Source organism: Candidatus Enterococcus leclercqii, from assembly GCF_009933135.1.
GTDB classification, from domain to species: Bacteria; Bacillota; Bacilli; order Lactobacillales; family Enterococcaceae; genus Enterococcus_C; species Enterococcus_C leclercqii.
On the sequence record NZ_MAEH01000014.1, the window covers coordinates 177,046 to 197,940 of the forward strand.

Genomic DNA, 20,895 nt, shown 5'->3' on the forward strand with positions numbered 1-20,895 from the left:
TGGCGTAAGAATGTCGCGAAATTAGGAAATAAATCCGAACGATGGCGGCAGTTTTACTTTGAAAGCAGCTGAAAACTATTTACATGTTTTGCAAAACAATGTAAACTATTGGAAATTAGAATTTTCAGACTATTACTACAAAGAGGTGTGAGGATGAATCAAAAACTGTCAAAAGAAAACCTGATGTATGATCCTTCTTTTGAAAAGGATGCCTGTGGAATGGGTTTTATCGCGCAAAAGGACGGGATTGCCTCCCACCTTTTAGTAAAGCGGGCACTGACAATGTTAGAGCGGATGAATCATCGTGGGGGCACTGGAGCAGAACCGGATACCGGGGACGGCGCGGGGATCCTGATGGCCTTGTCAGATAACTTCTTCCAGCATAAAGCCAGTGAAGCGGGTGTTTTTTTACCTGAGCAGGGAAATTACGGGGTAGGGATGCTGTTTCTACCTAAAGAGGAAAAGAAGAAAGAACAATTGACTAAAGCCCTGGTGCATGACATTTTCTCAGCGGGGTTTGACGTGCTTTGGACCCGGGATGTTCCTTACAATTTTTACAACTGTGGGCCGGGAGCACAAGCCGTGATGCCAAGTTTTTTGCAGATTTTTGTGGAAAAACCGCTGGACATCAAAAAAGGACGAGAGTTTGAAGATCAGCTTTTCCGGCTGCGTCGCAAATTGGAGAAATCTTACGATGCTGCAGAAGTTTCTATCTGTAGCCTTTCTTCTAAAACAATCGTCTATAAAGGAATGCTCCACGCGTATCAGGTAGGAGAATTTTTCCCGGATTTACAGGATCCTGAGATGACTACCAGTATTGCGCTGACCCATTCACGATTTTCCACCAATACTTTTCCCAGCTGGGACCGCGCGCAGCCCTTTCGCTTTTTGGCACACAACGGTGAAATCAATACTTTGCGGGGTGCCGAAAACTGGATGCACAGCCACAAGATCGAGGTTTACAATGAAGACAATTCAGATTCTGCCAAGCTGGAGAACTGTCTGGAATATCTTTATAGAAATGGGCGAGATATTCCCCATGCCTTGATGATGCTGGTACCAGAAGCTTGGTCAGAAGAAGCCAATTTATCGGCTGAGTTGAAGGCTTTTAATGAGTACAATGCCAGCTTTATGACGCCGTGGGATGGCCCGGCTGCTTTGTGTTTTACAGACGGTGAGATTGTAGGGGCGGCTTTGGATCGTAATGGATTACGACCGTCTCGTTACTCCATTACGAAGGATGGCTTTATCATTGTCGCCTCTGAATCTGGAGTAGTGGATCTGGCACCTTCTCAGGTCATTGAAAAAGGAGTCTTGGGACCAGCTAATATCTTTTTGGTGGACACTCGCAATGGCAAGATTTTTCGTAATGAAGAGATCAAGCATAAATATGCCAAGGCTAAACCTTATCAGAAGTGGTTGAATAAAAATCGTTTGGAACTGCAGGAACTGGTTGAAACGTTTCCGATCAAGCAAGATTTTAATGAGTCAGAACGGAATCGATTGTGGAAGCTAAATGGCTACACCGAGGAAATTTTACGTACGGTAATTGCCCCGATGGCGGAAAAAGGGGAGGAACCGGTGATTTCCATGGGGTATGACTCACCGCTAGCTGTCCTCAGCGACAAACCGCAATCATTGTTTACCTACTTCAAGCAACAGTTTGCCCAAGTCACTAATCCTCCTATTGATGCGATTCGTGAAAAAATGGTAATCGGAACCGAACTATTCCTGGGTCGGGATGGTGATATTCGTAAAGATACTGCAGACAACTGCTGCAAGCTGAAAGTCGCCAATCCGATTTTATCCACGACTGATTTTGAAAAAATGTTGGCAGTGGATCGTGGCAAACAGAAGACCAGCTGTCAGTCCTTGTTGTATCAGATGGATCCAGATAATCCGAATGCATTGCAACAAGCTCTCGAAATGCTATTCAAGGAGGCAGAAGCTAAAGTTGATGCCGGTGCTACAATTTTAGTATTGAGTGACCGTGACCGCAGTGAAGGGCAGTTGGCGATTCCAATCCTTTTGGCAGTCAGTGGGCTGCATAATTACTTGGTGAAGCAAGGCAAAGGGGCGCTGGCTTCTATCGTGGTGGATTCAGCAGAAGTCTGTGAAGTCCATCATTTTGCGATGCTGATTGGTTATGGTGCAAGCGCCATCCATCCGTATTTGGCCTATGCTTCACTGACGGCGTATGGCTTATCCGATAAGGCAGAAAACTATCGGAAGGCTTGTGAAAAAGGGCTCGTAAAAGTGATGAGCCGAATGGGGATTTCGACGGTTGCTGGCTACCATGGGGCGCAGCTGTTTGAAGCAGTCGGCATTTCAGCGACGGTGGTTGATCAATACTTCACCGGAACAGCTTCACGAATTGGTGGACTGAACTTACAGCAAATCGAAGCCGAATATATGGCACGTTATCAGGAAGCATATGGTCCCCACAGCAATGATTATCTGCCTTCTGGTGGCAGCTTCCAATACAAAGCCGACGGTGAACATCATCTGTTCAACCCAAAGACGATTTATAACTTCCAAAAAGCGGTCCGCTCCGGTGATTATGGCCTGTATAAAGAATATGCCGCAGCCATGAATCAAGAAGCCTTGGCAACGCCGACAACTTTACGGGCAATGTGGGAATTCACAGCAGAACGTCCAAGTATTCCGCTAGCAGAAGTCGAGCCAGCTGAGCGCATCGTGAAACGATTCAAAGTAGGTGCCATGTCTTACGGTTCCCTCAGTGAAGAAGCACATAAATGTCTGGCTGAAGCAATGAACTCGATTGGTGCAAAATCCAACTCTGGTGAAGGCGGTGAAAACCGTGATCGCTTTAAACCAACACCTGACGGACGCAATTTCAACAGTAAGATTAAACAGGTGGCTTCCGGACGTTTTGGTGTTAACGCCGAGTACTTGATGAGTGCAGAAGAGCTGCAGATCAAAGTCGCTCAAGGGGCAAAGCCCGGAGAAGGCGGGCAACTTCCCGGCAACAAAGTTTTTCCGTGGGTAGCTGAGATCCGTGGTTCCACACCGGGAGTTCGCTTGATTTCACCACCGCCTCATCATGACATTTATTCTATTGAGGATCTGGCACAGCTGATTTACGATTTAAAGGCGATCAATCCTTATGCTCGCATCAACGTCAAGCTGGTGTCTTCCACTGGTGTGGGTACGATTGCTACCGGTGTTGTTAAAGCCGGTGCCGACGTGGTAGTAATTTCCGGATATGACGGTGGTACTGGGGCTTCACCTCGTAATTCTGTAAGGGATGCCGGCCTGCCTCTTGAAATGGGTCTGGCGGAGGCTCACCAAACCTTGGCGCTGAACGATTTACGTCAGCGTATGACCTTAGAAACTGATGGGAAGCTGATGACCGGTCGGGATATCGCCATAGCGACACTTTTAGGCGCGGAAGAATACAGCTTTGCTTCATTGGCTCTAGTGGCAATTGGCTGTGTTATGATGCGAGTTTGCAGCTTGAATACTTGTCCTGTAGGAGTAGCTACCCAAAATCCAGCCTTGCGGAAATTCTTCGTGGGTAAGCCAGAGCACGTGGTGAATATGATGCTGTTTTTGGCGGAAGATTTGCGGGAAATCATGGCTGAACTGGGTTTCAAAACTATCGATGAAATGGTGGGACATACCGAAGTCTTGACGACCCGCTTTGTAGCTAAAGGCAAGGCGAAGTCATTGGATTTTTCAAAAATGCTGGGAACTACTATTGGAATTCAACGAAAAACAGTGGATCCCTTCTTGGAAAAACGACAGTGGCCGCTATTGGACGACTATGGGCAGGCGGCTATTGAAAATGCTCAGCCGGTGACGGTCACAGAAACAATCAATAACGTAAAACGCTCTGTCGGTGCTCGCATGGGTGGATGGATTGCGGAACGTTTCGGTAATTATTCACTGACTCCGGGGTTACTAAATTACACCTATACAGGAATTGCTGGGCAGAGTTTCGGTGCCTTTACAACACAAGGAATGGAATTGAAGCTGATTGGTGAAGCAAATGATTACGTCGCCAAAGGACTCAGCGGTGGGCGCTTGATTATTATACCTCCAGAAGATGCTGCCTATGATGTGGAACAATCACCAATCGTCGGCAATGTTGCCTGCTTCGGTGCCAACAAAGGTGAAGGGTATTTCCGCGGACTGGCGGGGGAACGATTCTGTGTACGAAACAGTGGGGCCAAGGTGGTTGTTGAAGGCGTTGGCGATAATGGCTGTGAATATATGACCGGTGGCGTCGCCGTGATTCTCGGCAAGACCGGCCGTAATTTTGCTGCCGGTATGAGTGGTGGTGTCGCCTATGTTTACGATCCTGAGGGTGTTTTCCCCAGCAAGTGCAATCTGGAGATGGTGGACCTGTTTTCAGTTGGAGACTGTGGCGATGACAGTATCTTGAAAGAAATGGTGGAGAATCATTTTGCCTTTACCGGCTCATTGAAAGCAAAGCAGCTCTTGCAAGAGTGGGAGAGTACAGTTGACCATTTTGTGAAAGTCTATCCACGAGAATACCATGCGGTGAATGATGCATTGGCTGAGTTTGCTGCCGAAGGAATTGCTGGTGCTGAATTAGTGAATCGCGCCTTTGAAAAAGTCGTTGGGCAACAGGCTGTTCCGGTAGTTGCTGCAATGGGAAAGGAGGGGGTCTAAATGGCTGATCCATTTGGTTTTATGAAATATCCCCGTAAAGATAATCTGTATCGGAACGTAGCAGAGCGTATTACAGATTGGCATGAACTACAAGTCCCATTATCGGCAGAAGAACGACAAAAACAAGCCGCCCGCTGCATGAATTGTGGGATTCCATTTTGTCATGCCGGTACCTTTTACGGCGAGCAGCGGGCCGCATCAGGCTGTCCCAATGACAACCTGATCCCTGAATGGAACGATTTGTTGTACCAGGGATTGGAGCAAGCCGCATTCGAACGTTTGGCTCGAACCAACCCTTTACCTGAGATGACCGGCAGAGTCTGTCCCGCCCCATGTGAAAAGGGCTGTACCGAGTCTTTAAACGGCGATGGAGTTACCATTCATGACAACGAGCGCTACATCATCGACACTGCTTTTGAAAATGGCTGGGTCAAAGCTAGCGGCGAACCAGTGGAACGGACTGGCTTCAAAGTCGCTATTGTTGGTTCAGGCCCGGCTGGACTGTCTGCCGCATGGCGGTTGAATCAGTTAGGACATTTAGTGACAGTTTATGAACGCAGTGACCGCTTTGGTGGCCTATTGATGTATGGTATTCCGAATATGAAGCTGGATAAAGATATCCTGCAGCGGCGGATTGATTTAATGGTCGAGTTGGGCATCACTTTTGTTGCAGATACCGAAGTCGGCGTGGATGTGACCGTCAAAGAGCTTTCCGAAACGTTTGATCGGATTATCTTATGTACTGGAGCTGGTGTTCCACGAGATTTGGCAGTGACCGGTCGCCATTTGCAAGGAATTCAGTTTGCTGTGGACTATCTGACAGAAGCTACCAAAGACGTCTTGAAGCATGGCAAAGATGCCACTTCGAAAAAATTGGCGGGTAAGCACGTGGTTGTCATCGGCGGTGGTGATACCGGCAATGATTGTGTCGGAGCTGCTATTCGACAAGGAGCAAGTTCAGTCAAGCAATTGGAAATCACACCAGCATTACCTGAAGACCGACCGACAACTAATCCTTGGCCAGAGTATCCTTTTGTGGCAAAACTAGGCTATGGACAAGAAGAAGCCGCCTTTGTCACTGGAGAGGCAGTTTCTCGCTACAGTACGTCTACGACCGGATTTATCGGTGCTGAGCGGGGACAGGTGATTGCTGTCGAAACAGTGAGCGTCGGTACTGATTTTCAGCCTATAACAGGAACCGAACAAGTGCTAAAAGCAGATCTGGTCTTGCTGGCGATGGGCTTTACCGGCGCAGAGCAAGCGCTGTTCGATCGGTTTGAAATCAAAGAAATATATGATGATTACACCACCAATAATGAACGGGTGCTGGTGGCAGGCGATGCTAAGCGGGGACCAAGCCTTGTAATCTGGGGAATTCGCGAAGGTCGTAAAGCAGCAGAAAAAGTCGATGCCTCCTTAAGAGCATTGATCTATCAGTAAATAAAAGCGTACTAAGCTATTGGTTCCATGAAGACTGCAGGTCGAGTCAGAAATGACTAGATTCTGCAGTCTTTTTTAGAGGCTTTTGAGTAAAGGAGAAAGTATAGTGCTCAAAGTAAGCCAGTATAGTATTCTTAGTTAAAAAGCAATCATTGCGGTGCAGTCAGGAGCAGGTTATGCCAAAAAAAGTAAGTAGAATTTTTTTCAGTATTTTTCTTTTGATTCTTCTCAGTCTGTTGTTTTTGATAGGAGTCCTGCACTTTACTCCTACTCCTTTGTTTAGATTAATTAATTTAGTCCCTTGGAATACTGTTCAAACAAAGCCTAGAGACTATTCAGCTATAGAAGAAGGGATAAAAGTTGAAAAAAATGTGAGTTATTCTAATGACTATCCAAAAAGCAGATTGGATATCTATTCTCCAAAAGAAATGAAAGAAAAGCTGCCAGTGATCATTTTCATTCACGGGGGTGGTTTTTTTAAAGGAGAAAAAGAAATGGCCCGATTTTTTGGCCCAACTTTAGCCAACAGTCAGTATGTGTTCGTTAGTGTGGATTACAATCTTGCGCCAGATTCGACAATTTTTGATCAGGTGAAACAGATAAATGAGGCCCTTCATTTTATTGTCTATGATGGTGAGAAATATGGGATGGATAGTAAAAAGATCAATTTATCAGGCTCTTCTGCAGGCGGATTTTTAGCATTACAGCTTTTGTCTGCTTATCATGATGAGTCCTACGGGAAAACATTAGGAATCCAGCCAATCAATGACTTGAGACTTCGAAGTCTACTGCTTTACAGTAGTGTTTATGACTTATCGAAATTTCAACAGCCCAATCAAAATAAACTGGTGGACTACTTGATGACAAAGACTGGTTGGGGGATAACCGGGGAAAAGAACTGGCGAGCAGATGCCTCACTTGGACGAAAATTAAACCTAAACAACTTCATCAGAGAAGATTTTCCACCAATCTTTATTACTGATGGAAACTACCAAACCTTTACCACGCAAGCAAAAGAGTATGCTGACAACCTGAAAAAAACCGGAAACAATGTAGAGACACTTTTTTTTGATTCGAATGAGCAAATTGGTCACGGTTATCAACTAAAAATGGACACTGTTGCGTCAGAGCAAGCAATTAAAGCGTCTAGCCTATTTTTGGAAAAATGGAATAAATAAAAGACCGTATCATAAGCAACAGAAAACTTAATTGTTCCTCCCAACTTTAAAAATTGACAGGTTTTACGTAAACCAAAAAGACTCCGACAAAGGCTGACGCATGTCTTAGCCCTTGTCGGAGTCTTTTTCAATGAAATAATTGGAGGAATTAAAGCAGGCCGCGTTCCCGGTACCATTCATCAGGTTCCCAAATCCATTCAAAGCCGTCTTTTTCTACCAGCTCAAAGGCAGCATCCGGGCCCATCGTACCCGCAGCATAGTTGGGAAAATCAGGTTCAATATGGTCCCAGACGTGACGGATAGCGTCCACGATTCGCCAAGATTGAGCAACTTCATCCCAATGTGTGAAGTTGGTAGAATCCCCCTTCAGTGCGTCCAAAATCAAACGCTCATAGGCTTCGGGACTATTTTCTACAGCATCGGCACTGTTACGGTAATCCAACTTCACCGGTTGGGTATCGAAACCTTGGCCGATCTCTTTGCCGTTTAAAGTCAGGCTAAAGCCTTCAGTGGGCTGAATATAAATGGTCAGGATATTCGGTGGCAGCTGGCGTTCTTTGCAGTCGGCATTGATCTCCGCTTTGAATAAGTTCAACGGCACCTGCTTGAAGACGATGTTGATACGAGTTCCTTTTTCAGTTAGGCGCTTACCAGTACGAATATAAAAAGGAACTCCGGACCAGCGGAAATTATCAACAGTAAATTTACCGGCAACAAAGGTTTCTGTCACTGATTCTGGTGCTACGTTTGGTTCGTCACGATAGCCGGCAAAATCACTGCCATTGATGCGGCCAGATTGGTATTGTCCACGAACAAAATTGGCTTTGACTTCTGCTTCGTTGTAGATACGAACCGCATTTAATGCTTTGATTTTCTCAGCCCGGATTTCGCTGTCAGAAAAAGCTGCAGGTGGTTCCATCAACAACAGCGAAAGAATCTGCAGGATATGGTTTTGGACCATGTCTTTTAAAGCACCGCTCTTGTCATAGTAGCCACCGCGGTCTTCTACGCCGAGGCTTTCTGCCAATGTAATCTGGACATTATCAATATAGCGATTGTTCCAGAGTGACTCAAAGATATTGTTGGCAAAACGAATGGCTGAGATATTCTGGATCATTTCTTTACCCAAGTAATGATCAATGCGGTAGATTTCATCTTCTGAAAATACTTCGCCGATTGCACGATTCAGCTGTGTCGCTGACTCTAAATCTGACCCAAAAGGCTTTTCAATGATGACGCGATGGAAGCCACTGGAATTCTTCATTCCATGTTCCTTCAGATGAGTAACAATGGTGCCAAAGAAGTTGGGGGACATTGCTAAATAATACAGTCGATTGCCTGACAGCTGATATTTTTGATCCAATTGGTCAGTCAACAGCTTCAAGGTGTCATAGTGAGCAGCATCCTGAACATCATGGGCTTGATAGTAAAAATGGCTGGCAAAGCTCTGGGCTTCTCCTGATGTTGGTTCAAGATCGGCGATGGCTTTCCGGACGATTTCACGATAATGTTCATCGCTCCATTCGCGGCGGGCAGTTCCGATTACGGCAAAATTTTCCTGCAAGTCACCTTTGCGAAACAAGCGGAAGAGGGAAGGATAAAGTTTACGGAAAGCTAAATCTCCGGTAGCACCAAAGATAGTAAACAAAACGGGTCTGTTTTCAGGCATAACAGGGACATCTCCTTTATAATTGATCGACAAAAATCGTGCTGGCCGCTTTGTAGCTGACTTGGCGGCTACGACCATCTTCACCGACGATAGTAATCGGGCCTTCATAAGCAGCCACTTCCGAGATTTGACAAACATCACCAATCTTGATATCCAATGAAACGAGGTAATCAAGAAGTTCCCGCTCATCCAAAACCCGCGCAATCCGAATGTTGTCGTCTGCTTGGTAGTCTGCCAATGTCTTACGATCTTGTTCGTGGACAGTTTCATTTGCTTCAGGAATCATCCCGCCATGTGGGCAAAAACGGGGCTCGTTTAAATAATCGGAAAGCCGTTCTGCCAGTTTTTCTGAAGTCACATGCTCCAAAACTTCGGCGTCGTCGTGGACTTCATTCCAAGAGTAGCCCAAGTGTTCTACCAGGAAAACTTCCCATAAGCGATGCTTTCTGATCAACGTGCTGGCTGTCTGTAAGCCGGATGCAGTCAACTGAACGCCTTGATAGGCAGTGTGGGAGACCAATTCTTCTTTTACCAGTTTGGACAACATCTCGCTGACGGAAGCCGGCGCTACCGACAAACCTGCCACAATCTGCTTGTTGCTAACTTTTTGGCGGTCGCCTCCCAGTTCCAAGATAAGCTTCAAATAATCTTCACGATTAGGGGTCACAGGTCTCATTCCTTTCGTCGAATGCGTTAAAAATCATCAGTAAATAGGGCAAATACTCAGTGATACAGTAATTGAGAACTGTTCTCGTCAATTCTACCAAAAAATGTCGCCAGTTGCTATTTTTCCTTTTCAACCACTTCTCGAATCAGCCAAATTTTAGGTAGATTCCGAATGTTAGCGGCTCGCTTCTAGGAATATGGAAAAAATAGGTCTTTACTGGAATTTTCTCATGTAAAAAGCCGAGGACACGGTTTAGCTCAGGGAAAGTAACCAGTTGGCGGTCCCCGTGAGTGGTCCGTATTCTTCGGCTAGATAAAGCACTTCTTTGATAAGGTATTGCTAAATTCAATTAACGTCAGGTAGAAAATCGGCTCGCCCGATTATGCCCAGTCACCGTTACGGAAGACTGGAACCAAGGTGCCGTCTGCTTTGATTCCGTCGATATTCATCTGATCAGAACCTACCATAAAGTCTACATGGGTGTGGCTGCGATTCAAACCAGCAGCGTCTAATTCTTCCTCTGTCATTTCGGTGCCGCCTTGCAGGTTGAAAGCATAAGCAGAACCAAAGGCCAAGTGGTTGGAAGCATTTTCGTCAAACAAGGTGTTGAAGAAGATGATGCCAGATTGTGAAATAGGGGAAGGATCAGGAACCAACGCGACTTCGCCTAAGTGTTTTGCTCCCTCATCGGTATCCAACAGTTTTGCCAAGACATCTTGACCTTCTGCAGCAGAAAATTCAACAACTTTTCCGTCTTTAAACGTGAATTTCATTCCAGAAATGATATTGCCGGCGTAACTCAGTGGCTTGGTACTTGAAATGACACCATCTACACGCCGGCTATCGGGAGCAGTGAAGACTTCTTCTGTTGGCATATTGGCCATGAATTTTTCATTGCGGCTGTTAAAACTGCCGGCGCCTTCCCACAAATGGTTTTTTGGCAGACCGATAGTAATGTCCGTTCCCGGTGCCGTGTAGTGCAGTGCCGTGAATTGTTCTTTATTTAATTCGGCTGCTTTTGAAGCTAGTTTTTCATCGTGGGCTTTCCAGGCAGCAACAGGGTCATCGCTGTAGACGCGGGTGGTTTTAAAGATTTCATCCCAGAGTTTAGCTTGGGCATCTTCGGCGGAAAGTTCAGGGAAGACTTTTTGTGCCCAATCTTCGCCAGCTGCAGCTACGACTGTCCAACTGATTTTGTTGGCTTGGGTTGCTTGCCGGATATTTTTCAATGCTTTTCCGGAAGCTGCTTGGTATTTAGCTACCCGGTCGGTATCTGTTCCTGCCAAGGCATCTGGGCTGGATGAAACAACGCTGATTCGACTAGCTCCTTTTGCAATCCAGTCATCGCCGCGATCAACGATGTATTGGGGGATGTCAGTCAAGCGGTCTTCTGCTGCATGCAGGAAAAATTCTTTGTTGATTTTGTCATCTGTCCATTGCAACACAACTTCCGCTGCTCCAAGTTCATAGGCCTTTTTAGTGATTAGGCGAGCCAAAGGAGCTTGGTCTACTGCAATCGATAGCACAATCGTATGCCCTTTTTGCACATTGACGCCGACTTCTACGATCAATTGTGCGTATTTTTCTAAGTTTTTCATAAAGGTAGATTCAGTCATGATATCCCTCCGAAATAAATTATTATAAACAAAATTATGATAACATTGTGGCGCTGTTGGAACAACAATAAAGGACGCTGGCGTATTTTTTGTCAAAAAATTGGTAAGGTCTGTGTTAATAACGAATTATTTAAAGATTAAATGACGAAAATTCGAAACTGGTTTTGAGTTTAAAAAAAAAACATGATACAATAAAGACAGCTGAAATGTAAGCGATGTACATAACTTGTAGGGGAGAAAAAGTATGGCAAGAAAAAAGACAATAACAAGAGAGCAGATTTTGGATGCGGCTTATGCCGTTGTTTCAACTGAGGGATTTTCCCGCTTTACTGCTCGTAATATTGCAGCAAAAATGAACTGTTCTACGCAGCCAATCTACTTGGAGTTCAAGAACATGGAGGATCTGAAACGCGCACTGATCAAAAAGGTCCATGACTATTTGGCAACGGAAGTATTTCCAGTGGAACATACAGGGGAAAAGATTGTCGACTTGGCTTTAAATTACATCGGATTTGCGACTAAAGAACGTCGACTGTACCGGGCGATGTATTTGGAAGAGTACGGTGGCGGTCGTGAGATGCAGGAGTTTTCTTATGCTTTCTATAAGAATTTGGTGCGCTCAGATCCAGATTTTAAAGACTTGACTGAAGACGAGATCGAATCACTCCACACTGGGACTTGGATTATTGCAACTGGGATTGCAGCATTGATGTCTTCGGGAATTATTAATCCTTCTGAGGAGCAAATTATTCGTCTGATGCAAGAAAGCATTCAAGGAATCCTAGATCGAAAAGAAACAATTGAGGTGTCTTGATTTTAAAATGAGCCGGCGACTTGAGGGTTGCCGGTTTTTTGTGGTGTTTTGCTTGCACTATTTGAGTCAAGCTATTTTCAGTTAGATTGGTTTTAATGGAACTGTTAGTAAGAGCTGGCCTCCTTGCCGTGGGGAGTTGTTGAATGGCTCACAGCATTTTAAAAGATGTTTTTAAAAGACAATTTAAAAGAACTGCTAGCCAGCTTGATTATTTTTCCGCAAAATTGGCGCAAAAATCTTTCCTATGATAGAATAAGAACGATTTTATAAGAGGAGTCTGAACAGAATATGATAACATTAAAATCACCACGAGAAATTGAGACAATGAAAGAATCCGGTGCTCTTTTGGCTGATGTCCATAAACAGCTCCGCAGCTTTATCAAACCTGGTATCACCAGCTGGGATATCGAAGTGTTTGTCAGAGAGTATATCGAATCTCACGGAGGCATCGCCGCTCAGATTGGTTTTGAGGGCTACGAGTATGCCACTTGTTGCAGCATCAACACTGAAATCTGCCACGGTTTTCCTCGTAAGAAAGTATTGAAGAATGGCGATCTGATCAAAGTTGACATGTGTATCGACTTGAAAGGCGGCATTTCTGACTCCTGCTGGGCTTATGTAGTGGGGGAAAGTAACCCAGAGTTGGATCACTTAATGGCTGTTACTAAAAAGGCACTGTACCTGGGGATTGAGCAGGCGCAAGTCGGTAAGCGTATCGGGGATATCGGTCATGCTATCCAAACGTATGTAGAAGCCCAAGGACTGTCGGTTGTCCGTGATTTTATCGGCCATGGGGTAGGTCCAACAATTCATGAAGAACCCGCTGTTCCTCATTACGGTGAAGCAGGCAAAGGCTTGCGTTTGAAAGAAGGAATGGTCATCACGATCGAGCCGATGGTCAACACAGGAACCTGGAAAATGAAGCTGGATCCGAATGGTTGGACGGCTTACACATTGGACGGCGGTTTGAGCTGCCAATACGAGCACACCATCGCTATCACTAAAGAGGGGCCAATGATCCTGACTTCCCAAGGTGAAGAAGGAACATATTGAGGGTTCAGCTCCTCGCAAAGCTGTACTGAACTTTGGAGGAGATCAATGAAACTGGTAGAAAAAATCAAAAATAACAAACGATTAATGACGCTTTTGACAATCAGCAAAGAGCGTTTTTCAGAAGCGGAATTGAGCAACAGCGGGGTAGTAGTTTCTTACTATCTGCTGTTGTCGCTGTTTCCGCTTTTGATTGCGGTAGGAAATATCCTGCCGTTTTTACATATCGATCCCAACGATGTGCTTCCCTACATCGAAAACATCATTCCTAAAGAAATCTACAGTTTTTTAGGACCGGCTATCACCAGCTTACTGACGCAAGGTTCCGGCGGGCTTTTGTCGGTTTCGGCCTTGGCTACATTGTGGTCTGCCAGTCAGAGTATCAATGCGTTACAAGGCGCTTTGAACAAGGCCTATGGAGTCGATGGTCGGGATAACTTTATTGTGACTCGGGTGGTTTCGGTGGTCATCATCGTCTTTTTGTTTCTGGGAATCATCGGGGTAACACTAATTCTTGGTGTGGGTAAGAGTATTTTGGATGCCTTGCAGCCGATTTTTGGTTTCTCAGAAGGCATAATTGGTCTTTTTCAGACCCTCAAGTGGCCAGTGACTATTATCGCACTACTAGCGATTATGACGATTATCTACTGGTTGGTGCCCAACGCCAAAGTCACCTTCCGCTCGGCGTTTCCTGGCGCAGTGGTGGCGACAGTGGGTTGGATGCTATTAGGTCAGCTATTTGGCTTGTACACCCGCTTTTTTGCCTCCAAAGTCAGCGGCTATCAGATCATCGGGAGTTTTATTGTCTTGATGCTTTGGCTTAACTTGGCATCTACAATCATCTTGGCAGGTGGCATTTTGAATGCGGTCATCGAAGCTTATCGTTCCGGAGGAGAAGTAGCGGAGCGAAAAGGGCCTGTTTCAAAGCTCACCTCGAAAATCAGCAATAAGTTCAGCGAACATAGCGGCAATGATTCGGACAGCTAATAGTTCTTGCTTCGGCTTACAGGGAACTACTAATTACAGCCAAATCTGGTTGCACTACTGTGTTGTTATATTGTTGAATATTCAGTCGTGAATCTGCGACAGACTATTTATCTACAGAAAGAGAGAAATCGACGTGCCTCATTTTGCCTTTAAATTCATCATTCAAATGTTCATCACGATGATCCTGTCATTGGTTTTAACCCCTTTAGTCAAGCTTCTCGCCTTTAAGATTGGTGCGGTAGATATGCCAAATGCTCGGCGAATCAATAAAAAGCCGATGCCTTCTGCCGGGGGCCTGAGTATCTTTCTGGCTTTTTCGATTTCGATGCTCTTTGGCTTTCAGGACATTCAATTGTACAAAGTCACGGGACCTATCGTATTAGGGGCGGCAATCGTTGTTTTGACAGGGTTAATTGATGATGTACGGGAACTAAAGCCTTGGCAAAAAACGCTGGGGATTACGTTGGCAGCCTTGGAAGCCTATTTCGTAGCTGGTATCCAGATGGACAGTATCAGCTTTCCTTTTTTCGGAAAGTTTGAACTAGGCTGGCTGAGTTTACCGGTAACGATTATTTGGATCCTCGCCTTGACCAACGCTGTCAATCTAATTGACGGCTTGGATGGGCTGGCTTCTGGTGTTTCCATCATCGGCTTGTCAACGATTGGGATTATTTCCTTTTTCTTCTTGTTGCCAGACGCCAGCTTGGTAACGACCATTATTATCTTTACGCTGGTGGCCGCAATTTTGGGCTTTTTCCCTTACAATTTCTATCCGGCAACGATCTATCTGGGGGACACAGGTGCGCTTTTTCTCGGCTATATGATCTCTATTGTCTCCATGTCCGGTTTGAAAAATGCTACTTTTATCTCAATCTTGACGCCGATGCTGATTTTAGGGGTACCGATTACAGATACTGTTTACGCTATGATTCGCCGCAAGTTCAATAAACAGAAAATCTCTTCCGCAGATAAAATGCACCTGCACCACCGTTTAATTTCCTTGGGCTTCACCCATCGCGGGGCAGTTTTAACCATCTATGCGCTGGCGTTGGTCTTTTCGTTTATAGCTTTGTTGATGAATTACGCCAGCACGCAAGCCATGATCTTATTGATTATTTGCACTGTTATTGGACTGGAATTATTTATTGAACTGATTGGACTGGTTGGTGAAAATCGACAGCCTTTGATGAAGGCGCTGAAGTTTTTAGGAAATCGCAGTTATCGCCAACATGTGATGCATCGGGAGGAAACAGCTGAGGACCAAGACCAGACAGAAAACCACGATTCAGAAAAGCTAAAGGATCAGGAGCCTGGGATTTCTAAACCAGGCAGCTCTGATGATAAGGCCCATGAGTCTGACAAGCAATAAAAGGGGCTTCTAAAAGGAGTCATCACCTTAGAAAAGATAGCTTAAAATCGAGGATTGATACACTACTTTCAAAGCTTCCGCTATTTTGCGGAGGCTTTTTTCAATGTAGGGGACGACGGTTATTCATGTTGGTCTTCTAAAAAAGTTCGCTTTGCTTCTCAACTCGATACTACATTCTCCTAGAATTGTGAAGTTCATGGATGAAAGTCCTTTTTTTCGTCCCTTTTTCAGTCTAACAATGATACAATAGCAACTGATTTGACAGAAAAGGCGCTGGCAATTTTGCCCGTTTGAAATTTTTATCTGTCTTGAATGGAGGAATCAGCTTTGGAAGCTGCACAGACTGACCTCAGTTTGAATAATATTAGTTACCGAACCGAAGAGAAGACGATTTTATCAGAGATTTCGCTGGGCCTTGCTTCTGGAGAAATTTATACCTTGATTGGCCCATCTGGAGCTGGCAAGACGACTTTGCTGCGGCTGTTGGCAGGCTTGTTGCAGCCGACAACTGGCAGCTTGGAGTTGGGAGGCAATCCTTATGACCCCCGGCAACACCGTATTGCACTCGTACCCCAGGATTACGGTCTACTGCCGTGGCAGACTGCTTGGCAGGCTGTGACGGAAGCTGCAAAAATCAGTCGCCAGACCAAAAAACTCTCTCTTGCTGAGGAAGAAGATATCCGTCAGCTATTTCGAGACATGGAATTGGAGTCCGAAAGTCGTCGCTATCCTGGACAGTTGAGTGGTGGCCAAAAGCAACGAGTAGCGATTGCTCGGGCTTTTGCCTGCGACAGTCAACTGCTTTTGATGGATGAACCCTTTTCTGCTTTGGATGCTTTAACGCGAGACAAAGCTCAAAATTTGTTTATCAAAAACTGGTTGAAACGGCCCACGCGAACCTTGTTTATTACCCACGATGTCACCGAAGCCCTCCTAGTGGGGCACCGGGTAATCGTTATGGCTAAAGAACCTGGCCGAATCAAAGAAATCATGACTTCTCCTTTGACTGACAAAGAAAATTTGGAGCATGCCCGCCAGTCACAAGAGCTGTTTGCGGCGGCAACCTATCTAAGGGGGCAGCTGTTATGAAAAAGAAAATTATGACTCGTTATCGTACCTCTTTTGGGTTTGTCGCAGCACTTTGTTTTTTATTTGGCATCTGGCTGGTTGCCAGTCTGTTAGTTCAAAAAACGGTCCTGCCATCGCCAATCACGGTTTTGGAAAAGTTGCCGTTGCTGTTCTCCAAAGGAATGCTGCAGCATGTGACTGCCAGTCTGTATCGAATTGCTATAGGAATGGGAGTGGCTGTTTTATTGGGGTTCTTGCTAGGCTTGCTGATGGGGAGCCTTCCGAGATGGCAAAGTTTCTTCTCGCCTTTAATCTATTTGACTTACCCGATTCCCAAAATGGCACTGTTGCCTATTGTAATGCTATTGGGGGGCTTGGGAGATCTTTCGAAGATCATCATGATTGTCTTAATTGTAACTCCTCAGGTACTGGTTGCCGTGCGAGATGCGGTGCTGGAAATTCCGGCACATTATTACGATGTGTATCGGTGTATCGGTGGCAAAAAGAGCAAACTGTTCTACAAGATTACCCTGCCGGCTTGTTTACCGGCAGTCTTTAGTACTTCCCGAGTTTCTCTGGGTACAGCCATTTCGATATTGTTCTTTACAGAAAACTATGGAACTGAATACGGAATGGGCTATTTCATCATGGATGCTTGGATGCGTATGGATTACCCAGCAATGTATGGGGGCATTTTGCTGCTGAGTTTGCTGGGGTTGATTCTGTTTATATTATTGGATGTACTGGCGGATAAAACGATGCGTTGGCGCAATCATTAATTGAAAAAGAGAAAGATATTCTAAGACTGACTGCAGAATTGGCTGTGGGCAGTCTTTTTTAGCGAAATTAGCTAACCTGTGAAAATTTGTAAATACAACAAAAACAGTTTGACATATGAGTCTCTGTTCATTTATAATACAAATGAACAGATATTCATGTATTCGCTTTAAGTGCGAGTGGTTCTCTTGAATGAAGAGAACCTATAGAGAGGGGGAACTATACATGGAAAAGAGTTATTATTTAAAAGGCCTGGACTGTGCCAATTGTGCGGCAAAAATCGAGCGGGCAGTCACTAAAGTAGATGGTGTAAAAACAGCCAATGTCGATTTTATGAGTCAAAAAATGTCGATTACCTGTGAACAAGAGAATCTGCCAACTGTTGAAGCTCAGGCATATAAACTGATAGGGCAGCTTGAACCAGATGTTGCAGTTGTTCCCACAGAAAGTGAAGGTTTGCAAAACGAGCACAGCCACGGGCATACTCATGACCATCAGCATAGCGGCGGTGAAAATGGCAATCTTTGGCGAATAATAGTCACAGGGCTGGCACTGGCACTGCTTTTGTGGCTCAATCCAACCGGTCTGCCACGGGTAATTGCCTATGTTGTCGTTTATGCTTTGATCGGTGGCGATATCGTTAAAAATGCAGTCATGAATATTTTCCACGGGGAAGTTTTTGATGAAAATTTTTTGATGACTGTTGCCACGATTGGTGCATTAGCTATTGGTGAATTTCCTGAAGCGGTTGCGGTCATGTTTTTATATCAAATTGGCGAGTATTTCCAAGACTTCGCTGTGGATCGTTCCCGTAAGAACATTCGGGAATTGATGGATGTCAGACCAGACTTTGCGCGTTTATTAGCCGATGGTGTTGAAAAAGAAGTTTCACCGTCTGCCGTTGAGGTGGGCAGTTTGATTGTGGTTAATCCAGGGGAAAAAATCCCACTAGATGGGCTGATTGAAGAAGGCAGCAGTAGTGTAGATACTTCAGCTTTGACCGGCGAATCAATGCCCCGCCAGTTAGCGACAGGTGATGAAATTTTGAGTGGGATGATCAACCAAGATGGGCGCCTTGTGATAAAAACGAGCCGCAGTTATGGTCAATCAACGGTTTCTAAAATTTTGGAGTTGGTGGAAAACGCCAGCAGCCAAAAAGCACCGGCTGAAAAATTTATTACCAAATTTGCTCGTTACTATACGCCGGCGGTAGTGGGTTTGGCGGTACTCTTAGTCGCAATTCCAACGCTGTTTTTGGGAGGAGATTTTAAAGAATGGCTGTATCGGGCATTGACCTTTCTAGTGATTTCTTGTCCGTGTGCCTTGGTGATTTCCGTGCCTTTGAGCTTTTTTGCAGGAATCGGTGGTGCCGGTAAAGCGGGGATTTTGGTTAAAGGCTCCAATCACTTAGAAACGCTAGCCAATGTCGATACGGTTGTCTTTGACAAGACAGGGACGTTGACTGCCGGTAAATTTGCAGTAGAATCAGTTTCCGGACCACTTCCTACCCAAGAAATTCTATACTATGCGGCAGCATTGGAACAACATTCCAGTCACCCTATTGCACAGTCAGTTATGCAGGCTGCGGCCTCTGAATCAGTGGCTAGCGTGGCTGACCTGAAAGAAGTCGCCGGTCACGGAATCACCGGAGTCGTTGACGGAAAATTAGCTGCTATCGGAAATCAAAAATTGATGCAGATGCTGGGGGTAACTTATCCTGAAAATGATGCTGTGGGAACCGTGTTGTATCTGGCCATCAATGGAAATTATGCCGGCTTGTTAGTAATCAATGATCAGATCAAGTCGGATGCTAAGGAAGCAATCACCGGCTTACAAGCGGCAGGTGTCAAAGAAACAATCATGCTGACCGGTGACAGTCCCAAAGTTGCTGCTGCAGTTTCTCAAAAACTCGGTTTGAGCCGCTTTTTTGCCGGTTTACTACCAGAAGACAAAGTCAGTCATTTGAAAGAAATCATGGCACAGTCTGTAGGAAAAGTCGCTTTTGTAGGGGATGGGATCAATGATGCCCCTGTGTTGGTAACGGCGGATTTGGGTGTAGCTATGGGCGGACTGGGAAGTGATGCTGCAATTGAGGCGGCAGACATCGTCATTATGAACGATCAGCCTTCCAAGTTGACCCAAGGAATCAAGATTTCCCGCAAGACGTTAAAAATCGTCAAAGAAAATATTCTCTTTGCTTTGGGTGTCAAAGCGGTTGTCCTGGTTTTAGGAGCATTGGGGTATACGTCAATGGCGGTTGCCGTCTTTGCTGATGTGGGTGTGACACTTTTAGCAGTCCTAAATGCGATGCGTTGTTTACGAGTGAAGTGATTCAACCAACTGAAAACATTTCTGGTGCTAAAAGCACATGACTGGAGCTGGATAACAAGTACGAAGCTGTGGCAGGGCTCATTTTTGAGTAGTCAGCTGAAATATTTATAAAAAAGACAAGCAACTTCCACTCTTCTTGAAGGAAAGTTGCTTGTCTTTTTTTACTAGTATCTGATAGTTGGCAGTGTTCGCTTCGCCGGGTGGTGACTGGACTGGAGGATTATCACAGCCCCAGAACTGCCACCGCTCCTAATGGTTTATACGAAGGTCTAGTTTACAGAATCAGTCATTTTTTATGCTCGGTTTTTATTGCGTATCAATGGTTTCTAGAGCGCCATTTAATCGTATGTTTTGTGGGACGAGTCTTTTTGACATCGACCCCTTTTTTGTCAATGTTTACGATATAGTCATTGTTTTTCAACATGTAACGAACCCGCTCGGCTGTATCAGCGACAACTTCTTTGATTTTCATATTGCATCCTCCTCGTATAACTCAGTTTTAGCCTCTCTGATAATCGTAGCCCAAGTCGGCTTTTCAGGCAACTGATAAGAAGTCAGCCCTCAATCTCGATGCCAAGGACAGTCAAATGACCATTGCCCACCAATTTGATTACCAGCTTTGCCAAATGATCTGGGGTCATGTCCGAATCAGTGGTCAACCACCAATGCAGTGTGCCAATAAAGATGGAGGTCATGTACTCGATGATGAAATCCATCGGCACTTCAATGTCATTTTCGGTGATTTTCAGACGGTCAAAAATATGGGCGTACTGCTCGTACAAAATATCGGCGATTTTTTTGCGCAAGATTTCCATTGAAGCCCCGTCCATGACAGTCAGGTAAAACTTGCTGTTTTTTTGGATGTTTTGATAGATGTGGGTCATGAGAAATTCAATCTGTTTGACCCGCAGACGATTGCCCTGCAATAAATCGGTAGGGGATAAAACGGAAGTGAAGGCTTCAATCGCCAAGTCAAAGATCCTTTCGTAGAGATCTTGTTTGTCTTTGTAGTGGGCATAAAACGTCGCGCGATTGATCATGGCCTCTTCGGCGATATCCTGTACGGTGACTTGTTCGAAGCCTTTTTCTTCTACTAAGCGAATAAACGCTTCGACGATCATTTTATTCGTACGTTTGACGCGTAAATCGGTTTTCTTCATGAAATTCCTTTCTTTTCCGACAGAATCCGACAATGTGTTGTTTAAATCACAGATTGCTGTTTATTGTGTATTGTCATTTTTTTCACAAGTCTATAAAATATACATGAGTA

Annotated in this window: 15 protein-coding genes; 10 read left to right on the plus strand and 5 right to left on the minus strand. The window is 45.0% G+C overall.

Features of this window, described 5'->3' with window-relative positions; all coding sequences use genetic code 11:
• Positions 1-153 precede the first annotated feature (153 nt).
• From gltB to BAU14_RS07330, 3 genes are all read left to right on the plus strand, one after another.
• On the plus strand, positions 154-4,659 hold the full coding sequence (gltB, locus tag BAU14_RS07320) for a glutamate synthase large subunit (protein ID WP_161899436.1): 4,506 nt from the start codon (positions 154-156) through the stop codon (positions 4,657-4,659).
• A complete protein-coding gene (locus BAU14_RS07325) occupies positions 4,660-6,099 on the plus strand; it encodes a glutamate synthase subunit beta (protein WP_161899437.1) in 1,440 nt (479 codons plus the stop codon).
• Positions 6,100-6,275: 176 nt separating this feature from the next.
• A complete protein-coding gene (locus BAU14_RS07330) occupies positions 6,276-7,277 on the plus strand; it encodes an alpha/beta hydrolase (protein ID WP_161899438.1) in 1,002 nt (333 codons plus the stop codon).
• 148 nt (positions 7,278-7,425) lie between these two features.
• Here the strand turns inward: BAU14_RS07330 and zwf are convergent, their stop codons facing one another.
• The 3 genes from zwf to BAU14_RS07345 form a co-directional block, all read right to left on the minus strand.
• A complete protein-coding gene (gene zwf, locus BAU14_RS07335) occupies positions 7,426-8,946 on the minus strand; it encodes a glucose-6-phosphate dehydrogenase (protein ID WP_161899439.1) in 1,521 nt (506 codons plus the stop codon).
• Between the two features lie 16 nt (positions 8,947-8,962).
• Positions 8,963-9,613 (minus strand): metal-dependent transcriptional regulator, encoded by a 651-nt coding sequence (locus BAU14_RS07340; protein WP_161899440.1) that lies wholly within the window; start codon positions 9,611-9,613, stop codon positions 8,963-8,965.
• A 380-nt stretch (positions 9,614-9,993) separates the two neighbouring features.
• The gene (locus BAU14_RS07345) at positions 9,994-11,229 is read right to left on the minus strand and encodes an aminopeptidase (protein ID WP_161899441.1); all 1,236 of its coding nucleotides are present in this window, start codon (positions 11,227-11,229) and stop codon (positions 9,994-9,996) included.
• A gap of 244 nt (positions 11,230-11,473) precedes the next feature.
• On the opposite strand from BAU14_RS07345, the gene BAU14_RS07350 reads away from it, so the two are divergent.
• The 7 genes from BAU14_RS07350 (at position 11,474) to BAU14_RS07380 (ending at position 19,625) form a co-directional block, all read left to right on the plus strand.
• Positions 11,474-12,043, plus strand: coding sequence for a TetR/AcrR family transcriptional regulator (locus BAU14_RS07350; RefSeq protein WP_161899442.1), 570 nt, complete (start codon positions 11,474-11,476; stop codon positions 12,041-12,043).
• A 288-nt stretch (positions 12,044-12,331) separates the two neighbouring features.
• On the plus strand, positions 12,332-13,096 hold the full coding sequence (map, locus tag BAU14_RS07355) for a type I methionyl aminopeptidase (RefSeq protein WP_161899443.1): 765 nt from the start codon (positions 12,332-12,334) through the stop codon (positions 13,094-13,096).
• A 45-nt stretch (positions 13,097-13,141) separates the two neighbouring features.
• Positions 13,142-14,080 (plus strand): YihY/virulence factor BrkB family protein, encoded by a 939-nt coding sequence (locus BAU14_RS07360; protein WP_161899444.1) that lies wholly within the window; start codon positions 13,142-13,144, stop codon positions 14,078-14,080.
• A 166-nt stretch (positions 14,081-14,246) separates the two neighbouring features.
• Positions 14,247-15,449: a glycosyltransferase family 4 protein gene (locus BAU14_RS07365; RefSeq protein WP_161899873.1), complete on the plus strand. Its 1,203-nt coding sequence runs from the start codon at positions 14,247-14,249 to the stop codon at positions 15,447-15,449.
• 327 nt (positions 15,450-15,776) lie between these two features.
• On the plus strand, positions 15,777-16,538 hold the full coding sequence (locus tag BAU14_RS07370; protein ID WP_237580431.1) for an ABC transporter ATP-binding protein: 762 nt from the start codon (positions 15,777-15,779) through the stop codon (positions 16,536-16,538).
• On the plus strand, positions 16,535-17,296 hold the full coding sequence (locus BAU14_RS07375) for an ABC transporter permease (RefSeq protein WP_161899446.1): 762 nt from the start codon (positions 16,535-16,537) through the stop codon (positions 17,294-17,296). Before BAU14_RS07370 ends, BAU14_RS07375 begins: the two co-directional genes overlap by 4 nt.
• A gap of 223 nt (positions 17,297-17,519) precedes the next feature.
• Positions 17,520-19,625: a heavy metal translocating P-type ATPase gene (locus tag BAU14_RS07380; protein WP_161899447.1), complete on the plus strand. Its 2,106-nt coding sequence runs from the start codon at positions 17,520-17,522 to the stop codon at positions 19,623-19,625.
• 316 nt (positions 19,626-19,941) lie between these two features.
• On the opposite strand, the gene BAU14_RS14230 is transcribed toward BAU14_RS07380, so the two are convergent.
• Together BAU14_RS14230 and BAU14_RS07385 are read right to left on the minus strand one after the other, a co-directional pair.
• Positions 19,942-20,097, minus strand: coding sequence for a hypothetical protein (locus tag BAU14_RS14230; protein WP_202622180.1), 156 nt, complete (start codon positions 20,095-20,097; stop codon positions 19,942-19,944).
• A gap of 82 nt (positions 20,098-20,179) precedes the next feature.
• Positions 20,180-20,785 carry a TetR/AcrR family transcriptional regulator gene (locus tag BAU14_RS07385; protein ID WP_161899448.1) on the minus strand — a complete coding sequence of 202 codons (606 nt, stop codon included), beginning with the start codon at positions 20,783-20,785 and terminating at the stop codon, positions 20,180-20,182.
• Positions 20,786-20,895 lie beyond the last annotated feature (110 nt).

Coding starts and splice junctions, on each gene's coding strand:
- BAU14_RS07350 (WP_161899442.1), top strand. CDS start 11,474: ATGGCAAGAAAAAAGACAATAACAAGAGAGCAGATTTTGGATGCGGCT.
- BAU14_RS07385 (WP_161899448.1), bottom strand. CDS start 20,785: ATGAAGAAAACCGATTTACGCGTCAAACGTACGAATAAAATGATCGTC.
- BAU14_RS14230 (WP_202622180.1), bottom strand. CDS start 20,097: ATGAAAATCAAAGAAGTTGTCGCTGATACAGCCGAGCGGGTTCGTTAC.
- BAU14_RS07330 (WP_161899438.1), top strand. CDS start 6,276: ATGCCAAAAAAAGTAAGTAGAATTTTTTTCAGTATTTTTCTTTTGATT.
- map (WP_161899443.1), top strand. CDS start 12,332: ATGATAACATTAAAATCACCACGAGAAATTGAGACAATGAAAGAATCC.
- BAU14_RS07360 (WP_161899444.1), top strand. CDS start 13,142: ATGAAACTGGTAGAAAAAATCAAAAATAACAAACGATTAATGACGCTT.
- gltB (WP_161899436.1), top strand. CDS start 154: ATGAATCAAAAACTGTCAAAAGAAAACCTGATGTATGATCCTTCTTTT.
- BAU14_RS07345 (WP_161899441.1), bottom strand. CDS start 11,229: ATGACTGAATCTACCTTTATGAAAAACTTAGAAAAATACGCACAATTG.
- BAU14_RS07325 (WP_161899437.1), top strand. CDS start 4,660: ATGGCTGATCCATTTGGTTTTATGAAATATCCCCGTAAAGATAATCTG.
- BAU14_RS07365 (WP_161899873.1), top strand. CDS start 14,247: ATGTTCATCACGATGATCCTGTCATTGGTTTTAACCCCTTTAGTCAAG.
- BAU14_RS07375 (WP_161899446.1), top strand. CDS start 16,535: ATGAAAAAGAAAATTATGACTCGTTATCGTACCTCTTTTGGGTTTGTC.
- BAU14_RS07380 (WP_161899447.1), top strand. CDS start 17,520: ATGGAAAAGAGTTATTATTTAAAAGGCCTGGACTGTGCCAATTGTGCG.
- zwf (WP_161899439.1), bottom strand. CDS start 8,946: ATGCCTGAAAACAGACCCGTTTTGTTTACTATCTTTGGTGCTACCGGA.